We start from the raw sequence: 14245 nt of genomic DNA, 5'->3' as shown, positions 1-14245 counted from the left end.
CCACGTGTCGCTGCGATCAGGCCCAGGGGTTGAACGGGATACCGCTGGGCTTGGCGGCGTTGAGGAGGTTGCGGAAGCGGTCTTCCTTGTCGGTGATCTTGATGGTGGCCTCACCGAAGTAGGCCGGGTACATGAGTGCGTAGCGCAGGCTCTGGCTCGGCCAGCCGTCCCAGCCGACCAGCGGCGGGTAGCGCCAGTCGTGGTAGTGGTTCTCCGGCGGCTCGTCGTCGTTGTCGGCGAGCCGGAAGTAGTGGGTGGAGCCGCCGTCCTTGTGATAGACGACCTTCGGATGCGTGTTCTCGAAACGAACCTGGGACCGCGGGTAGGTCACCTGGCCCGAGTGCTGCGTCGTGGTCACGTACTCGACCCGGTTGGTCGACTGCTTGATCCACAAAATGACGTGTTCCCAGTCGTGCCGGTGTCCACCCAGACCGCTACCGGTGACGGCTTGATCCTTCTCGAAGTAGCTGGCGTAGACGACCGCGCACCAGCCGTTGTTGCATTTCGAGCGTGAGTAGGTCTGGGCGTTGTCGAGGTCGGACTTGTCGTGGCAATTACCGTTCACGGCCCCGGTGAGATCGAGACCAGGGTTGAGCGTCCCGTCCGCACCGATGGCCGGTACGGCGTAACACCCGTCGTAGTCGTAGTCGTACGCCGGCGAGAACGACTGCTCGTACCCGTTGGCGTTCTGCGGCAGATGCGGCGGTGGCGTCGCGTACGCCGTCACGGCCGTGCTCACCATCAGGATCACCGCTGCGATGACGGTGCCGGCCAGTCGTCGAGATCTGCGGGAGTGCGGAGATTCGGTCGCCATAGTTTGCTCCTTCGGCAGGGAGGTGACGTGCCGAAGCGTTGCAGCCGGAACCCGAGTCATCCAGAGAGGGAAACTCCCTGACATCTCTCCTGAGATGACGGCGTCACAGCTCATGATGACGTCTTGTCTTAGCGGGTATGACGGTGACCACATGAGAGAACACAACCGCCTCGGGGAGTTCATCAAGGCCCGGCGCGGTCTGCTACGGCCGGCCGATGTCGGACTCGCCGGACCACCGAGCCTGCGCACCACCGGCCTTCGCCGCGAGGACCTGGCGACGCTCACTGGCATCAGCGCCGACTACCTGTCGCGACTCGAGCAAGGCCGCGAGCGCAACCCCTCGCACAAGGTCATCAAAGCCCTGGCCGAAGTTCTGCACCTCGACGCGGAGGCGACCGAACACCTGCACCGACTCGCGCACCCACTACTGGCCGTCGACGGATCCGTGTCCGAGGAAGTCAATCCGGACCTCAGCCGGATGCTGGCAGCCTGGCCGGACACCCCGGCCATGGTCGTTGGTTCCCGGTTGGAAGTGCTGACCGCCAACCCGCTGGCAGCCGCTCTCTACTCGCCGGCCGGACCTCGACCGAACCTGCTGGTGTTCACCTTTCTGAACCCCAGAGCTCGGGAGTTCTTCGTCGACTGGGAAATCGTCGCCACCAAAGCCGTCGCCGGACTACATGCGGTCTCCTCCACTCCTTGCGACGCGTCAGCGCGACGGCGTGCGCTCGTGACCAGGCTCTGCGAGGAGAGCGCCGACTTCGCGCGAATGTGGGCCAAGCACGAAGTGCGGCTGCCCAGGTACGACGTGGTGCGGCTTCGGCACCCTGACGTGGGCCGGCTCGATCTCACCTACCAAACGCTGACCGTGAACGCCGCACCTTGGCAGCTGCTCCACGTCTACCAGGCCGCCCCCGGAAGCGCCGCAGAGAAGGCGCTTCGTGAGCTCGCGCGGCGCGTGCCTTCCTCGCGGGCTGGACAAAGGTCGCCCGCGATGTCGTCGCCGGACGGCGCCTGACCGCCGCCCGACGACCCCCTCTCAGCGGCTCGGTGTGGCGAACGAGAACCAGTCGAGGTTGCCGATGCCGGGGCCTTCGGAAGCCGCGACCAGGTAGACGTCGTGCACACCCTTGGTGGTCGTGATCGGGATCGAGTGCGTGCGGTAGGTGTCGAACCCACCGGTGGACAGCATCGTCATCGTGCCGATCACGGGTCCGTCGATGGCGTCCACCCGGATCTGGAAGCTCTTCCCCGCGTACGCCGGATCCGAGCCGATACTCGCCACGAAGAGGTTGCGTCCGGCACCGAAGTCGATCGAGCGATAGCCGGCCGAGTCGCCGCCGTCGAAGTTGCCCAGGACAGTGCCGGTCCCGGCGTAGTGGCGGGCGACACCGGTGCCCGTCGTGTATCGCTCGGCCTGGACCAGCGTCTGGGTCAGGGTCGAACCACCGGTCCACGGCTTGACGCCGTACGGGTAGGCACCCGCGTTCCGCGCCGGTGAGCCGGGCTTCAGGCTGTAGTCGTTGTGCAGCGGGTCAGTGAACAACGGGTCGGTCGCATACGGAACGTTGCCCGACTCAACTACTCCGGTCTTCGGCGCCACGTCACCGATGTTGTCGCGCACCTCCATGTCCGAGTACGTCGACGAGAACATCGTCACCGCGTTCGGATCGGTACCGGACGTGTTGTTGTAGGCCCGGTTGCCCTTCGACCCGTCCCCGTTGAACAAGGCGACGCCGTGCGTGGTGCTGCCGTACGCGACGTTGTGGTGCAGCGTCACATTGAAGGTGCTGTTGTCCGCATAGATACCCGGGGCGAACGAAGCACCGAACGGGCTCGGGTCGTGCAGCAGATTGTGGTGCATGTCCGTACCGGCCATGTCGACGAAGCAGCAGATGTAGATGGCGCCGTTGTCGTTGACGAGATAGCTGTAGTCGGACAGGTCGTTGTAGCTGATGTCGGACCCGGACACGCGTCGGCCGGCGACCTTGTTGTCGATGTTCACGCTGCTGCGGCCGGTGGCGTGCACCGTGTTGTGCCGGACGACGGCGTCGGAGCCCACCAGGTTGATCCCCGCGGCGTACGTACCGAGATAGTCGGCGTTCGCGATCGTGTTGTTCACGGCCGAGTTGTGCGCGCCGAGGAGAGCGATGCCGTTGCCGGAACTCCAGTTCAGATAGCTGTTCTTGACGGTGTTGTACTGCCCGTCGAGAACGATGCCGGAGGTCGTCTCGCCCGCAGTGAGGAAGCCACAGTTGTCGTAGTCCTCGACCATGTTGGGGTCCTTCGTCACATCCAGGTACGCCGACAGGTACGAGCCGACCGTGCCGTCGATCGTGTTGTGAGTCGACGTTGCTGACGTCCGGATCGAGGTCGCGTGCACACCGATCCCGCGCAGCGTCACGTACGAGCGACCGGACAGGTCGATGCCCCAGTTGCGCTGCTTCGCCTCGATCGTGTGCTGCCCGGCCGGAGCGCCGTCGGGCGTCCAGACATACAGCTTGTGCGCGTCCTTGGCGTAGAACCAGCTGTTCGGGCTCCCCAGCTCCGTCAGCTTCCCGCTGAGCGAGAACGGCGTTCCCTCACCGGAGTTCAGGCTGATGCAGTTGGGCAGCGCGGCGGCCTCGAGCGAGCCCGGCGAATAGCTCGTGACAGCTCCGGTCTCGGTCACAAACCAGTTCCGCACGGTGAAGCGGGCACCGAGCCAGTAGCCGGCCGGCTGGGTCAGCTCGTTGGAGGTGATGCTGGTGACGGTTCCTGTCTGGGCCTTGGCCATCTTCGGGTTCAGCGGGTTGGTGCCTGGATGCGGCCACTGCGCCTCGACGCTGAGCCCTCGGTCGATGAAGACCTGGTTCCCCGGCAGTGCCGGGTCCAGCGTCGCGCTCGCCTGGTAGATGTGGCCACCGCGGACCGCGTCCCCGAACGGCGACGCCGACAGGAACTGGTCCGAGGTCGCGAGGTCGGCAAGGTCGGCCGGCGAGGTCTGTGTCCAGCCGGCCACCGGGTCGGTGCCCTCGACAACGACATCCGCTCCCGGCGCTGCGGCGTACGTGATCGGAGCGGACGCCGTACCACTGCGGGCCGGTACGACGACCTCGCGGTAGATGCCGGAGGCGATCAGGCAGGTGTCCCCCGCCTGCATCATCTCGGCGCACCGCTGGATGTGCTGGTACGGCGAACCCGCGGATCCGGAGGCGGTGTCGGATCCGGCAGGGCTGACGTAGTAGGTCCGGTGACTCGCGGTGCCCGCTGCCTGGACTCCGGCCGTGCCGGCGACGCTGAGCGCGAAGGCGGCGGTCGCGGCGATCCCCACGCGGAACAGGGTCAGGATCATCTCAATCCAATCGCTAATCGATTATTGATGGGAAGGTAATCTGCTCCAGGTACGCCGTCAATGGCCCGCCGTGGCCGATAATCGTTTATCGCTAGCAACGAACAGGGGTAGTCGGTGGCTTTCGAGGATGCGTCCGTCACACAGGAACTGCTGTCGGACAAGGTGTACGGGCTGGTCCGCAAGGCGATCCTGGACGGCACTCAGGCGCCGGGCAGCCGGCTCGTCGAGTCGGAGATCGCGCGATCGCTGGGCGTCAGCCAGGCGCCGGTCCGGGACGCCATCAAGCGCCTGGCCCACGAAGGCATGGTGACCTCCCTCCCCCGCCGCGGCAGCTACGTGACCGAACTGTCCCCCGAGGAGTTCACCATCGGGCGCGAGCTGCGCGCCGCCGTCGAGAAGCTCGGCGCCGAGACCGTGGCCAGGTTGTCCGGTGTCGACTCCTCCGGGCTGCGCGCCATCGCCGAGCGCATGGTGGACGCGGCGACCGCCGACGACCGCGCCGAGTTACGCCTGCTGGACATGGAGTTCCACCGGACGGCGGTCGAGCTGGCCGGCAGCCCGCTGCTCATCCGGGTCTGGTCGATCATGGAGCCGACCCTGATCAGCCAGCACGTGATCGGAGATCCGGCCTTCACCGGCGACTGGGACGCGGTCGCTCAGGATCACGTCCGGCTGGTGGCGCTGCTCGACGCGGGTAACGCCGCGGTCGCCGGCCAGGCGTTCTTCGTGCACGCCGTCGGGCAGGGCGAGTTCCCCTCCAAGCCCTGACGTTGCCTGGTTGACGAGCCTGGAAACCGGTCCTACCTTGTCTCTAATCGATAGTCGATTATCAATGGAGGAGGATCGTGACCATCACACGCCGACGCTTCCGCGTCATCATGGCGACCGGCCTGGCCCTGACCGCGCTGCTCGCGGCGTCGGCCTGCGGCGGCCAGGGCCAGAACGAAGCCGACGGTAAGAAGACAGTGCGGATGCTGGTAAATGTGACACCGGCCCTTCCGGTCAGCTTCTACGAGGACCTGGTGGCCCCGTTCGAGCAGACCCATCCGGGCGTCACCGTCAAGATCGAGGCACCGACCGCGGCCACCGGCAACGTCCAGGAAACCCTCACCCAGCAGTTGGCCGCCGGCACCGAACCCGATCTGCTCGGCGGCCAGACCACCGCGGCCGAGGCCAAGGTGATGGCGACCCTTCCGGACGAGCCGTGGGTCACTGACACTCCGTTCGCGAAGGAACTGCGGATCGACGGCCGGCAGTGGACGGTAGGCGCCTCCTTCCAGGCCCAGAGCCTGGTGTTCTACAACAAGGCCGCCTTCGCCAAGGCGGGCATCACCGCTCCCCCGACCACGGTCGACGAGTTGACCGCCGTACTGAAGAAGATCAAGCAGGCCGGCGGCTACACACCGCTGGAAACCGCCGGTGAGTGGGTGACTGCCGCACAGTTCCAGCAGCTGGCCAACGCCGTCGTCATGCAGAGCAACCCCAACTGGTACGCCGATCGCACCAAAGGCTCGGTCACCTTCACCAACAGCGACTACGCCAGGTACGCCGCTGTCTACAAGTCCTGGATCGATGACGGACTCGTGTCCAAGAACGCGAACGGCGTCAAGTACAACGACTCGCTGGTCGACTTCACCTCCGGCAAGGCCGCGACGTACGTGATGGGCAACTGGGCGGTGCCGACCATCGACCAGGCCAAGCCCACGTTCGGCGTCGGCGTCTTCCCGGCTCCGTCGTTCGACGGGAAGCCGGTACCCCAGGTCGGTGGTGCGGGCGACCTCTACAGCGTGCTGAATTCGTCGAAGCACAAGCCGGAGGCGTTCGAGCTGGTGAAGTACCTGGTCAGCGACAAGACCGCCGTACAGAAGCAGCTTGTTGCGGAGGGCAACTTCCGGGCCGGCTTCAGCTACCAGGCCTCCCCGTTGACCCAGGCCGTCCAGAAGATCGTCGACGCCGCGCCCGGGGCAGTCGTGGCCGGTGACGGCTTCGGCGACAACACCGCGCCGAGCGGCTGGTCGGCCGAACTCACCAAGATCCTGCAGAAGCTGTACCTCGGCGACTCCGCCGAGCAGGCGATCGCAGCAATGGACAAGTGGTGGACCGGGAATGCGCGCTGACCGACCACCCAAACGTCTGGGGCCCGCGGCCGGGGACATCGCGATGCTCACCCCGGCGCTGGCCCTGGTGCTGGTCTTCATCCTGGTCCCGATCGGGATCGCGGGCTACCTGAGCCTGACCGGCTGGGACGGGTTCACGCCGCGCCCGGAGTTCATCGGGTGGGAGAACTACCGCCGGATCTTCGACGACGAGCCGCTCGTCCACGCAGCCGTCGTGACGCTGGTCGTCGCGATCATCGGGACGCTGTTCGCCAATGCGCTCGGTCTCGGACTGGCGCTGCTGGTCGACGGTCCGGGACACTTCAAAGCTGTCGCTCGCAGCGTGTTGTTCTACCCGTACGTCATCGGCGCGGTGATCATCGGCTTCCTCTGGTCAGCGATCCTCGGCAGCAACGGTGCGGTCAACTCGGTCCTGCACGCGCTCGGCGGCACCGGCATCCCGTTCCTCGCCGAACCCGCCTGGGCGATCGCCAGTCTGGTTCTGGTGATCATCTGGGCGAACTTCGGCGTGACAATGGTCCTCTACCTGGCCGGCCTGCAGACACTGCCCGGCGAGCTGATGGAGGCCGCGGTGATCGACGGCGCGAACGCCTGGCAGACGTTCTGGCGGGTCAAGTTCGCCCTGCTGGCACCCGTGGTCACGATCAATCTGGTGCTGACGATGATCTCCTTGCTCCGCACCTACGAACTCGTCCTTGCGCTGACGGCCGGTGGTCCGGCCGGGACCACACAAACCATCACCTACTACATCCTGACCATCTCCTTCGCGAACGGAAAGCTCGGGTACGGCGCCGCCCAGGCCGTCCTGCTGATGGTCGTCATCCTGGTTGTCACCGTGGCCTTGACGGCGATGCGCCGCCGGGCGGAGAGGGACGTCGCCGCATGAAGGTTCTCCGTACCGGCATCCTCACGCTGGCGGGCGTCATCATGCTCGCACCGCTCTATCTGCTGGTCGTGAACAGCTTCAAGTCGCAGCAGGACATCATGGAGCGACCCTTCAGTTTCCTGGTCCACCTCTCCCCCAGTTACCTCTGGGATGCGCTGACCGCGCCGACGTACAACGTGGTGCGGGGCTACCTGGTGACCGCGGGCTTCGTCATCGGGGTCGGTCTGCTGTGCCTGCTCGTGACGATTCCCGCCGCGTACGTCGTTGCTCGCGGCATCCGTCGGGCCCATCGCGTCGCGCTGATGATCATGCTGGCCGGACTCTTCATTCCCAGTCAGGTGCTGGTGATCCCGGTCGTCTATGTGCTCCGCTCGATTCACCTGATGGGCACCGTGCCCGGGTTCCTGCTGTTCGAGACGACGCTGACGATCCCGGTCTCGGTGTTCCTCTTCACCGGCTTCATCCAGACGATCCCCCGGCAACTGGACGAAGCCGCCCGGATCGACGGTGCCGGCCGGCTCCGGATCCTGGTCCAGGTGATCGTGCCACTGATGCGGCCGGCGATCGCGACCGTCGTCGTACTGAACGCGGTCAGCGTCTGGGCGGATTTCGTGAACCCGCAGATCATCCTCGGTCCGGCCTCGGGGATCTACACCGTCACGACCGGTGTCTACGCCGCGATCGGGCAGTTCACCACGAACTTCTCCGCGGTCTATCCGAACCTGCTGCTCGCGATCGCACCGGTCTTCGTGTTCTTCGTCTTCATGCAGCGGCACATCATCAGCGGACTGACGTCGGGGGCGCTCAAAGGATGACAACGATCAGCGCGAGTACGCCGGTCATCCAGCCTCCGGAGTGGGCCGTACTGCAGCGGCATCTGATGGCCACGATCGAGGCCGCGTGGCGGGAGTTCGAGGCCAAGTACACCGGGCTGGACGGACGGCTGCGCTACCACGGGCAGATGTTCGGTCGCGACGGCGTCGACGACTTCTACGAACCCTTCTTCAACTGGCCGACGTTCTATCTGCTGGGCGGGTCGGACGACATCCTGGCAGCGGCCAAGCGGCACTGGGAGGGTGTCACCCGCCAGCTCACCGAGCGGGGCTTCCTGATCGACGAGTACGAACGCGGCTACGACTGGTTCCACCAGGGCGAGTCGCTGGTCTTCTTCTACGCCTTGTGTGCCGCGGACCCGGCCGATCCGGCCTTCCGCGAACGCGCGCTGCGCTTCGCCCGGCTCTACCTGCCGGGATCGCCGACCGGCAACTACGATCCCGGCCACCGCATCATCGTTGCCCCACACAACGGTTCGGGCGGACCACGCCCCGGGGTCGGCGAGGAGTGGGAGAGCTACTCCGCCACCCATCTCGGGATGAAGCCGTACGGCCTGCCGCTCGACGACCTCGACGGCATCCGCGGCTGGGACGATCTCGCCGCACCGGGAAACGCCGACCGCATGGGCCAGGCGATGCAGGAGCGGATGGGCGTCGGCGACACCGCCGTCAACCTCGCCGCCACGTCACTTGCCGCCAACGCCTGGCTCTACGACAACGCCGCCGAGTTCCGGGACTGGATCATCGAGTACGTCGATGCCTGGCGAGCGCGCGCGGAGGCCAACAACGGGCTGATCCCGGACAACGTCGGCCCCGGTGGCAAGGTCGGTGAGCTGCACTCGGGCCACTGGTACGGCGGCCACTACGGCTGGGCGTGGCCGCACGGACTGCACTCGGTCGGGTCCGCGGCACTCATTGCTGCTAGCAACGATTTCCTGATCCGTGGCGACGAGTCCACCTGGAACCTGGCCCGCAGACCGCTGGACACCGTGCTCGCGCAGGGTCGGCGGCAGCACTTCGATCCCAAGGCCTCGACACTCGGCCACTGGTGGGAAGGACATCTGGGCGAGGACATCCAGTACGAGATCGAGCTGGTGCCGTACCGGTACTCGGCCCACGGCTGGTTCGACTGGCATCCGGCGCCGATCCATTTCCTGTTCTGGCTCTGGTGGAACAGCGGCAGCGACAGCGACCGATTGAGGCTCGAGCAGACCCTGGCCCGGGCCGGGTACCGCTGGCGGCGCGTCCAGCAGTTCCGCGACAAGGAGGAAGCCGGTCACGAGGCCGCGTGGTACGCCTGGCTCCGCGGTGAGTATCCCGACCATCCTCGGCAGAGCCTGCTGATGGCACTCGGCCAGGTCTCGCAGCGGCTCGCGCTGATCCGGCAGGACAACGGCGCCAGTCAGGGTGACGACATCCACTGGTGGCAGCAGGTCAACCCGGTCGCGACCGAGATCCTGTCGCAGCAGATCCTCGGTGCGCCCACCACCCTCTACAACGGCGGCCTGCCTGCAGCCCGTCTGCGGTACTGGGATCAGGAGCGCAAGCGTCCCGGTCTGCCGGAAGGTGTCGCGGCTCTGGTTCGGCACCTGTCCAACGAGGGGATCACCTGCACGCTGGTCAACCTCGATCCGGTCCGCACCCGAAGGGTCGTCGTACAGGCTGGTGGCTGGGCTGAGGACCGCATCGACCAGGTCACGTTCGACACGTTGGCAGACGGCTGGCCCGGGCCGGTGCACGGCCGTTCCGACGTCACCGAACCGGCTGTCGAGCAGCGGCAGCGCCCGGTCGGCGCGAACAAGCTCGTGATCGAGCTCCCACCGCTCACCCAGGTCACACCGACGTTCCACCTGACCCGGCGCGCATACCCGCCCAGGCACCAGACCTACCCGACCATCTCGGAAGGCCTTCGATGACAACGCCCCAGGATCGAGCCACCCAGCCCGTCGTCCTCCTGCCCGTTCGTGGCAAGGAATTCCGCCGTGCGCCTCGCGATCTCGTCGACGGTATGGGCAGCGTGTCCGCCGCGACCTCGTCGGCGCTGCTGCACAAACTCGGCATCAGGCGGACGTGGATCAACGGGCCAACGCCACTGGTTGCGGACCAGCCGGCCATTTCGGGTTCCGCGCTGACGTTGCAGTTCATGCCGCAACGCGAGGACATCGCCAGCGGCGTGGAGCAGGAGACCATTGAACGCACCACAGCACTGTGGGCTGTCCTGGAGTCGGTGCAGCCCGGCGACGTACTCGTGATCCAGGCCTACGGCAGCTCCTCCACCGGATGCCTCGGCGACATGCTCGTGCGCTACTTCAAGAAGCGCGGTGGCGCGGGCATCGTGGTCGACGGCCGTATCCGGGACGCGGGGCGGATCCGGCAGCTCGGCGTACCGATCTGGTGCACGGGCACGACCCCCAACTACGCATCGCAAGCCGAGCTCTTCCCCTGGGCGTACGACGTACCGGTGGCTGTCGGTGGCGCACTCTGCCTGCCCGGCGACATCGTCGTCGCCGATGACGACGGAGCCGTCGTCGTACCCGTCGGCCAAGCAGACGCCTTGATGCGCACGGCCGGCGCGCACGAGGAGTGGGAGCGGTTCAGCCGCGCGCGCCTCGACGAGGGCGCCCGCCTCTCCGACTACTACCCACTCGGCGACAACAGCCGCGCCGAATTCGAGGAGTGGTCCAGATCTCAGGCCTAGCTTGGGTATGCGGTCACATCGTCGGCCGGCGTTCTGTCTGAGCTGGTAGAGCCAACCGGGTACCTCCCGGAGGCCGCAGAAGGAGTTGTCATGCCAGCGGTTCACGCTGCCGTTGCTCAAGCGCTCGCGGAGTACGGCGTCGACGTCATGTTCGGTCTGATCGGTGACGCGAACATGTTCATGGCCCACAGTTTCGTCGCAGAACAGAATCGACGGTACGTCGGTGCAGTGCACGAGGCCGGCGCGATGTTCATGGCCCACGGATATGCCAGTGTCACCGGCAATCTGGCGGTGGTCACGGTGACGCAGGGGCCGGCGCTGACCAACACGATCACCGGGCTGGTCGAGGGAGTCCGCGGCCGGCTGCCGATGCTGGTCATCGCGGGCGACACACCCGTTGCCAGCCGCAACCATCCGCAGGACGTCGACCACCGCGACTTCGTCCTGCCCACCGGCGCGGGGTTCGAGCAGGCGCGGACACCCGGCAGTGTCCTCGACGATCTCGCCCTTGCCATCCGTCGCGCCATGATCGAGCGACGTCCGGTGGTGCTCAACATCCCGTCCGATTTTCAGTTCCAGGAGATCGCCTACCGCGCGACCCCGCTCCGGCTGGCGGCGTACCAGCCGTTGCAGCCGGATTCCGCGGCGGTCGCCGACGTTGTCGACCTGCTCGCCAGTGTGCGTCGTCCCGTGTTGCTGGCGGGGCGAGGCGCGATTCCGGCCCGCTCGGAGCTCATCCGGCTGGCCGAGCGTCTCGGAGCGCCGGTGACCACGACGCTCAAGGCACGCGAGCTCTTCCGCGGCGATCCGTTCGACCTGGGGATCACTGGCGGGCTGGCCACGCCAACCGCCGTACAGACTCTCGCGGACGCCGACTGTCTCCTGGTGTTCGGTGCCGGCCTCAACGACTTCACCACCGGCCACGGCAAGCTGCTCGAAGGCAAACGCATCATCCACAGCGAGGCGAACCCTGACCACCTCGGCCCGTACGACGCCGTTGTGGCTGGCGATCCGGCCGCCGTGGCACGGGCGATACTGCGCCGGCTCGATGCACGGCAGATCACGAGATCCGGCTTCCGCTCCGATCAGCTGGCTGAGCGGATCGCGGTGGAAGCGGCGGCCGCTACGCCGGCCGATTCCACACCCGGAACGGTCGATGCGGCGACCGCGCTCCGCTTCCTCAACGCAGTCCTGCCAGCGGACCGAGTTGTGGTCTCCGATGGTGGGCGGTTCATGATGACGTCGTTGCCGTTGCTCCGGGTTCAGCACCCGAGCGACTTCGTGCTGCCGCAGAACTTCGGGTCGATCGGCACCGGCATGGGAGCCGCCATCGGTGCCGCGTACGCCGAGCCGCGGCGGCCCGTCGTACTTGTTGTCGGCGACGGCGGCTTCCTGCACGGAGGACTGGCCGAGTTCAGCACCGCTGTTCGCGAACGTCTCGACCTGATCGTTGTCGTGTGCAACGACGGCGGCTACGGCGCCGAGCACATCCAGTTCCGCGACCGTGCACTCGATCCGGCCATCTCGTTGTTCGACTGGCCGGACCTGGCCGAGGTCGCTCACGCGCTCGGCGGTACGGCCGTCACCGTCCACGGGACGGACGACCTGGCGAAGGCGGCCGTCGCGATCGAGCAACGCGAGCGACCCTTGCTGATCGACCTCCGTCTCGATGTCATGGTCGACATCCGCATCCAGCACTGAGCGCGATGACAGGGCGTACAGCTGTTGTCACAAAACGCACCGGCGCCCTGTCTTCCCTGGAGAACGCACCACTTCCGGAGGAGACGAAGCTTGAACTGGAACAGCAACACGGCAAAGCATGACGAACTGGTTCCGTCGCGCTATGCGCTGAAGGTCGGCGACATCGACGTGATGGTGATCAGCGACGGAGTCCTGCCGATCACCGCCACGACGATGGCCACCAATGTCGCGGAGCCCGACCTGGCGGCGTGGCTCAAGGACATGTTCTTGCCACCGGAGATTCTCGACTGGCCGCTCAACGTGGCCGTCGTCCGCAGCGGGGATCGGACCGTCCTGATCGACTCCGGCCTGGGGACGGAGTTTCCAGGGTTTCCGCGGGCCGGGCAGTTGGCGCTCCGGCTGGAGGCTGCCGGGATCGCGCCGGCGTCCGTGACCGATGTGGTGCTGACGCACCTGCACATGGACCACATCGGCGGGCTGCTCGTCGACGGTCTCCGCGGTCGGCTGCACGCCGACGTACAGGTTCATCTGGCGTCGGCCGAAGCCGAGTTCTGGCAGGCGCCTGACTTCTCCAAGACGGTGATGCCGGCGCCGATCCCGGAGGTGCTGCGGACGACGGCAGCACGGTTCCTGGACATGTACAGCGACCAGCTGAGGCCGTTCGAGACCGAGTACGAGGTTGCGCCGGGGGTGCTGATCCGTCGTACCGGCGGTCACACGCCGGGGCACAGCATCGTGCGGGTGGAGTCCGGCGGTGAGCGGCTCACGTTCGCCGGCGACGCGGTCTTCCAGCCCGGGTTCGAATATCCCAACTGGTACAACGGTTTCGAGCACGACCCCGAGGAGTCGGCCCGGGTCCGGATCCGCCTGCTGCAAGAGCTGGCGGCCAGTGGAGACCAGTTGGTCGCGACCCACCTTCCCTTCCCGTCGGTCTGCCACGTAGCGGCCGCCGGCAACGCGTTCCGGTTCGTACCGGCCGTCTGGGACTACTAGGTGTGAGAACGACTCCTACCTTCCTTCCAGCGTCATGATGCAGAGTTTTTGAGAGTCCTCGATCCGGGAGCAACGGGGCGGTTGCGCCCGGATCGAGGACAGACCGAACTTCACGAAAGGATCTCTTGTGCCGGCTGTTCTGATCCACGGTGTCCCCGATACCCACCGGCTGTGGGACGGCGTACGGGGGCATCTGTCCCGCCACGACGTCCAGGCGTGGGACCTGCCTGGCTTCGGCTCCCCGCGTGCCGAAGGCTTCGGCTCGACCAAGGAGGAGTACGTCGACTGGCTGATCCAGCGCCTGGAGTCGATCGGCGAACCGGTTGACCTGGTCGGCCACGACTGGGGATGCATTCTCACCGCCCGTGTTGCGTCCCTGCGCCCCGACCTCGTCAAGACATGGGCCGGCGGCAACGGACCGATCAACAGCGCCTACCACTGGCATGCCCTCGCCGAGATCTGGCAGGACCCGGACAAGGGCGCGCAGTTCATGGCGGACTCGACCCCGGCCTCACTCGCCGACCTGGTCGCAAGCTTCGACATCCCGGCCGAACTCGCCAGCCAGACAGCCGCTCACGTTGACGACCTGATGAAGGACAGCATCCTCAAGCTGTACCGGTCGGCAGTGACCGTTGGCACCGAGTGGGAGCCCGGGCTGGCGAACGTGCAAGCACCGAGTCTCGTCTTCTGGGGAGCGCTCGACCCCGCCTGCCAGATCGAGTTCGGCCACCGCCTCGGCGAGTCACTGCGAGCCGTCAAGGTCGTCGAACTCGACTGCAACCACTGGACGGTACTGCAGAAGCCCGCTCAAATCGCCTCTCTCCTCGAGGCGCACTGGAACACCAACTGACCCACGGAGTCTGCTCCAG

The 14245-nt window shown here is 66.5% G+C and carries 12 protein-coding genes; 10 read left to right on the top strand and 2 right to left on the bottom strand.

What is annotated here, in order from left to right:
* Window positions 1-16 precede the first annotated feature (16 nt).
* Window positions 17-814, bottom strand: a complete 798-nt coding sequence (locus ACFVWG_RS20190; RefSeq protein ID WP_391544856.1) for an NPP1 family protein — start codon at window positions 812-814, stop codon at window positions 17-19.
* A 151-nt stretch (window positions 815-965) separates the two neighbouring features.
* Between ACFVWG_RS20190 and ACFVWG_RS20185 the strand changes: the two genes are divergently transcribed.
* Window positions 966-1832, top strand: a complete 867-nt coding sequence (locus ACFVWG_RS20185; protein ID WP_391544855.1) for a helix-turn-helix domain-containing protein — start codon at window positions 966-968, stop codon at window positions 1830-1832.
* A 21-nt stretch (window positions 1833-1853) separates the two neighbouring features.
* Here the strand turns inward: ACFVWG_RS20185 and ACFVWG_RS20180 are convergent, their stop codons facing one another.
* The gene (locus tag ACFVWG_RS20180; protein ID WP_391544854.1) at window positions 1854-4148 is read right to left on the bottom strand and encodes a carbohydrate-binding protein; all 2295 of its coding nucleotides are present in this window, start codon (window positions 4146-4148) and stop codon (window positions 1854-1856) included.
* Between the two features lie 114 nt (window positions 4149-4262).
* Here ACFVWG_RS20180 and ACFVWG_RS20175 point away from each other — a divergent pair, with 114 nt between their 5' ends.
* The 9 genes from ACFVWG_RS20175 (at window position 4263) to ACFVWG_RS20135 (ending at window position 14226) form a co-directional block, all read left to right on the top strand.
* Complete coding sequence (locus tag ACFVWG_RS20175) at window positions 4263-4916, top strand: GntR family transcriptional regulator (protein ID WP_391544853.1); 654 nt, start codon at window positions 4263-4265, stop codon at window positions 4914-4916.
* 77 nt (window positions 4917-4993) lie between these two features.
* A complete protein-coding gene (locus tag ACFVWG_RS20170; protein ID WP_391544852.1) occupies window positions 4994-6265 on the top strand; it encodes an ABC transporter substrate-binding protein in 1272 nt (423 codons plus the stop codon).
* Window positions 6255-7151: a carbohydrate ABC transporter permease gene (locus tag ACFVWG_RS20165; RefSeq protein WP_391544851.1), complete on the top strand. Its 897-nt coding sequence runs from the start codon at window positions 6255-6257 to the stop codon at window positions 7149-7151. Before ACFVWG_RS20170 ends, ACFVWG_RS20165 begins: the two co-directional genes overlap by 11 nt.
* Entirely contained in the window at window positions 7148-7966 is an 819-nt protein-coding gene (locus ACFVWG_RS20160) for a carbohydrate ABC transporter permease (RefSeq protein ID WP_391544850.1), read from the top strand. The genes ACFVWG_RS20165 and ACFVWG_RS20160 overlap by 4 nt, the downstream gene beginning before the upstream one ends.
* Entirely contained in the window at window positions 7963-9900 is a 1938-nt protein-coding gene (locus tag ACFVWG_RS20155; RefSeq protein WP_391544849.1) for a hypothetical protein, read from the top strand. The genes ACFVWG_RS20160 and ACFVWG_RS20155 overlap by 4 nt, the downstream gene beginning before the upstream one ends.
* Window positions 9897-10682 carry a hypothetical protein gene (locus ACFVWG_RS20150; protein ID WP_391544848.1) on the top strand — a complete coding sequence of 262 codons (786 nt, stop codon included), beginning with the start codon at window positions 9897-9899 and terminating at the stop codon, window positions 10680-10682. Before ACFVWG_RS20155 ends, ACFVWG_RS20150 begins: the two co-directional genes overlap by 4 nt.
* A 90-nt stretch (window positions 10683-10772) precedes the next feature.
* Window positions 10773-12383 carry a thiamine pyrophosphate-binding protein gene (locus ACFVWG_RS20145; protein ID WP_391544847.1) on the top strand — a complete coding sequence of 537 codons (1611 nt, stop codon included), beginning with the start codon at window positions 10773-10775 and terminating at the stop codon, window positions 12381-12383.
* A gap of 90 nt (window positions 12384-12473) precedes the next feature.
* Window positions 12474-13376 (top strand): MBL fold metallo-hydrolase, encoded by a 903-nt coding sequence (locus tag ACFVWG_RS20140; RefSeq protein WP_391544846.1) that lies wholly within the window; start codon window positions 12474-12476, stop codon window positions 13374-13376.
* A 127-nt stretch (window positions 13377-13503) separates the two neighbouring features.
* Entirely contained in the window at window positions 13504-14226 is a 723-nt protein-coding gene (locus tag ACFVWG_RS20135; protein WP_391544845.1) for an alpha/beta fold hydrolase, read from the top strand.
* The last annotated feature ends 19 nt before the right edge of the window (window positions 14227-14245 follow it).

Origin of the sequence: Kribbella sp. NPDC058245, assembly GCF_042882005.1 — a bacterium.
Classification (GTDB): domain Bacteria; phylum Actinomycetota; class Actinomycetes; order Propionibacteriales; family Kribbellaceae; genus Kribbella.
This window is presented reverse-complemented; position numbering and strand designations above follow the sequence as displayed.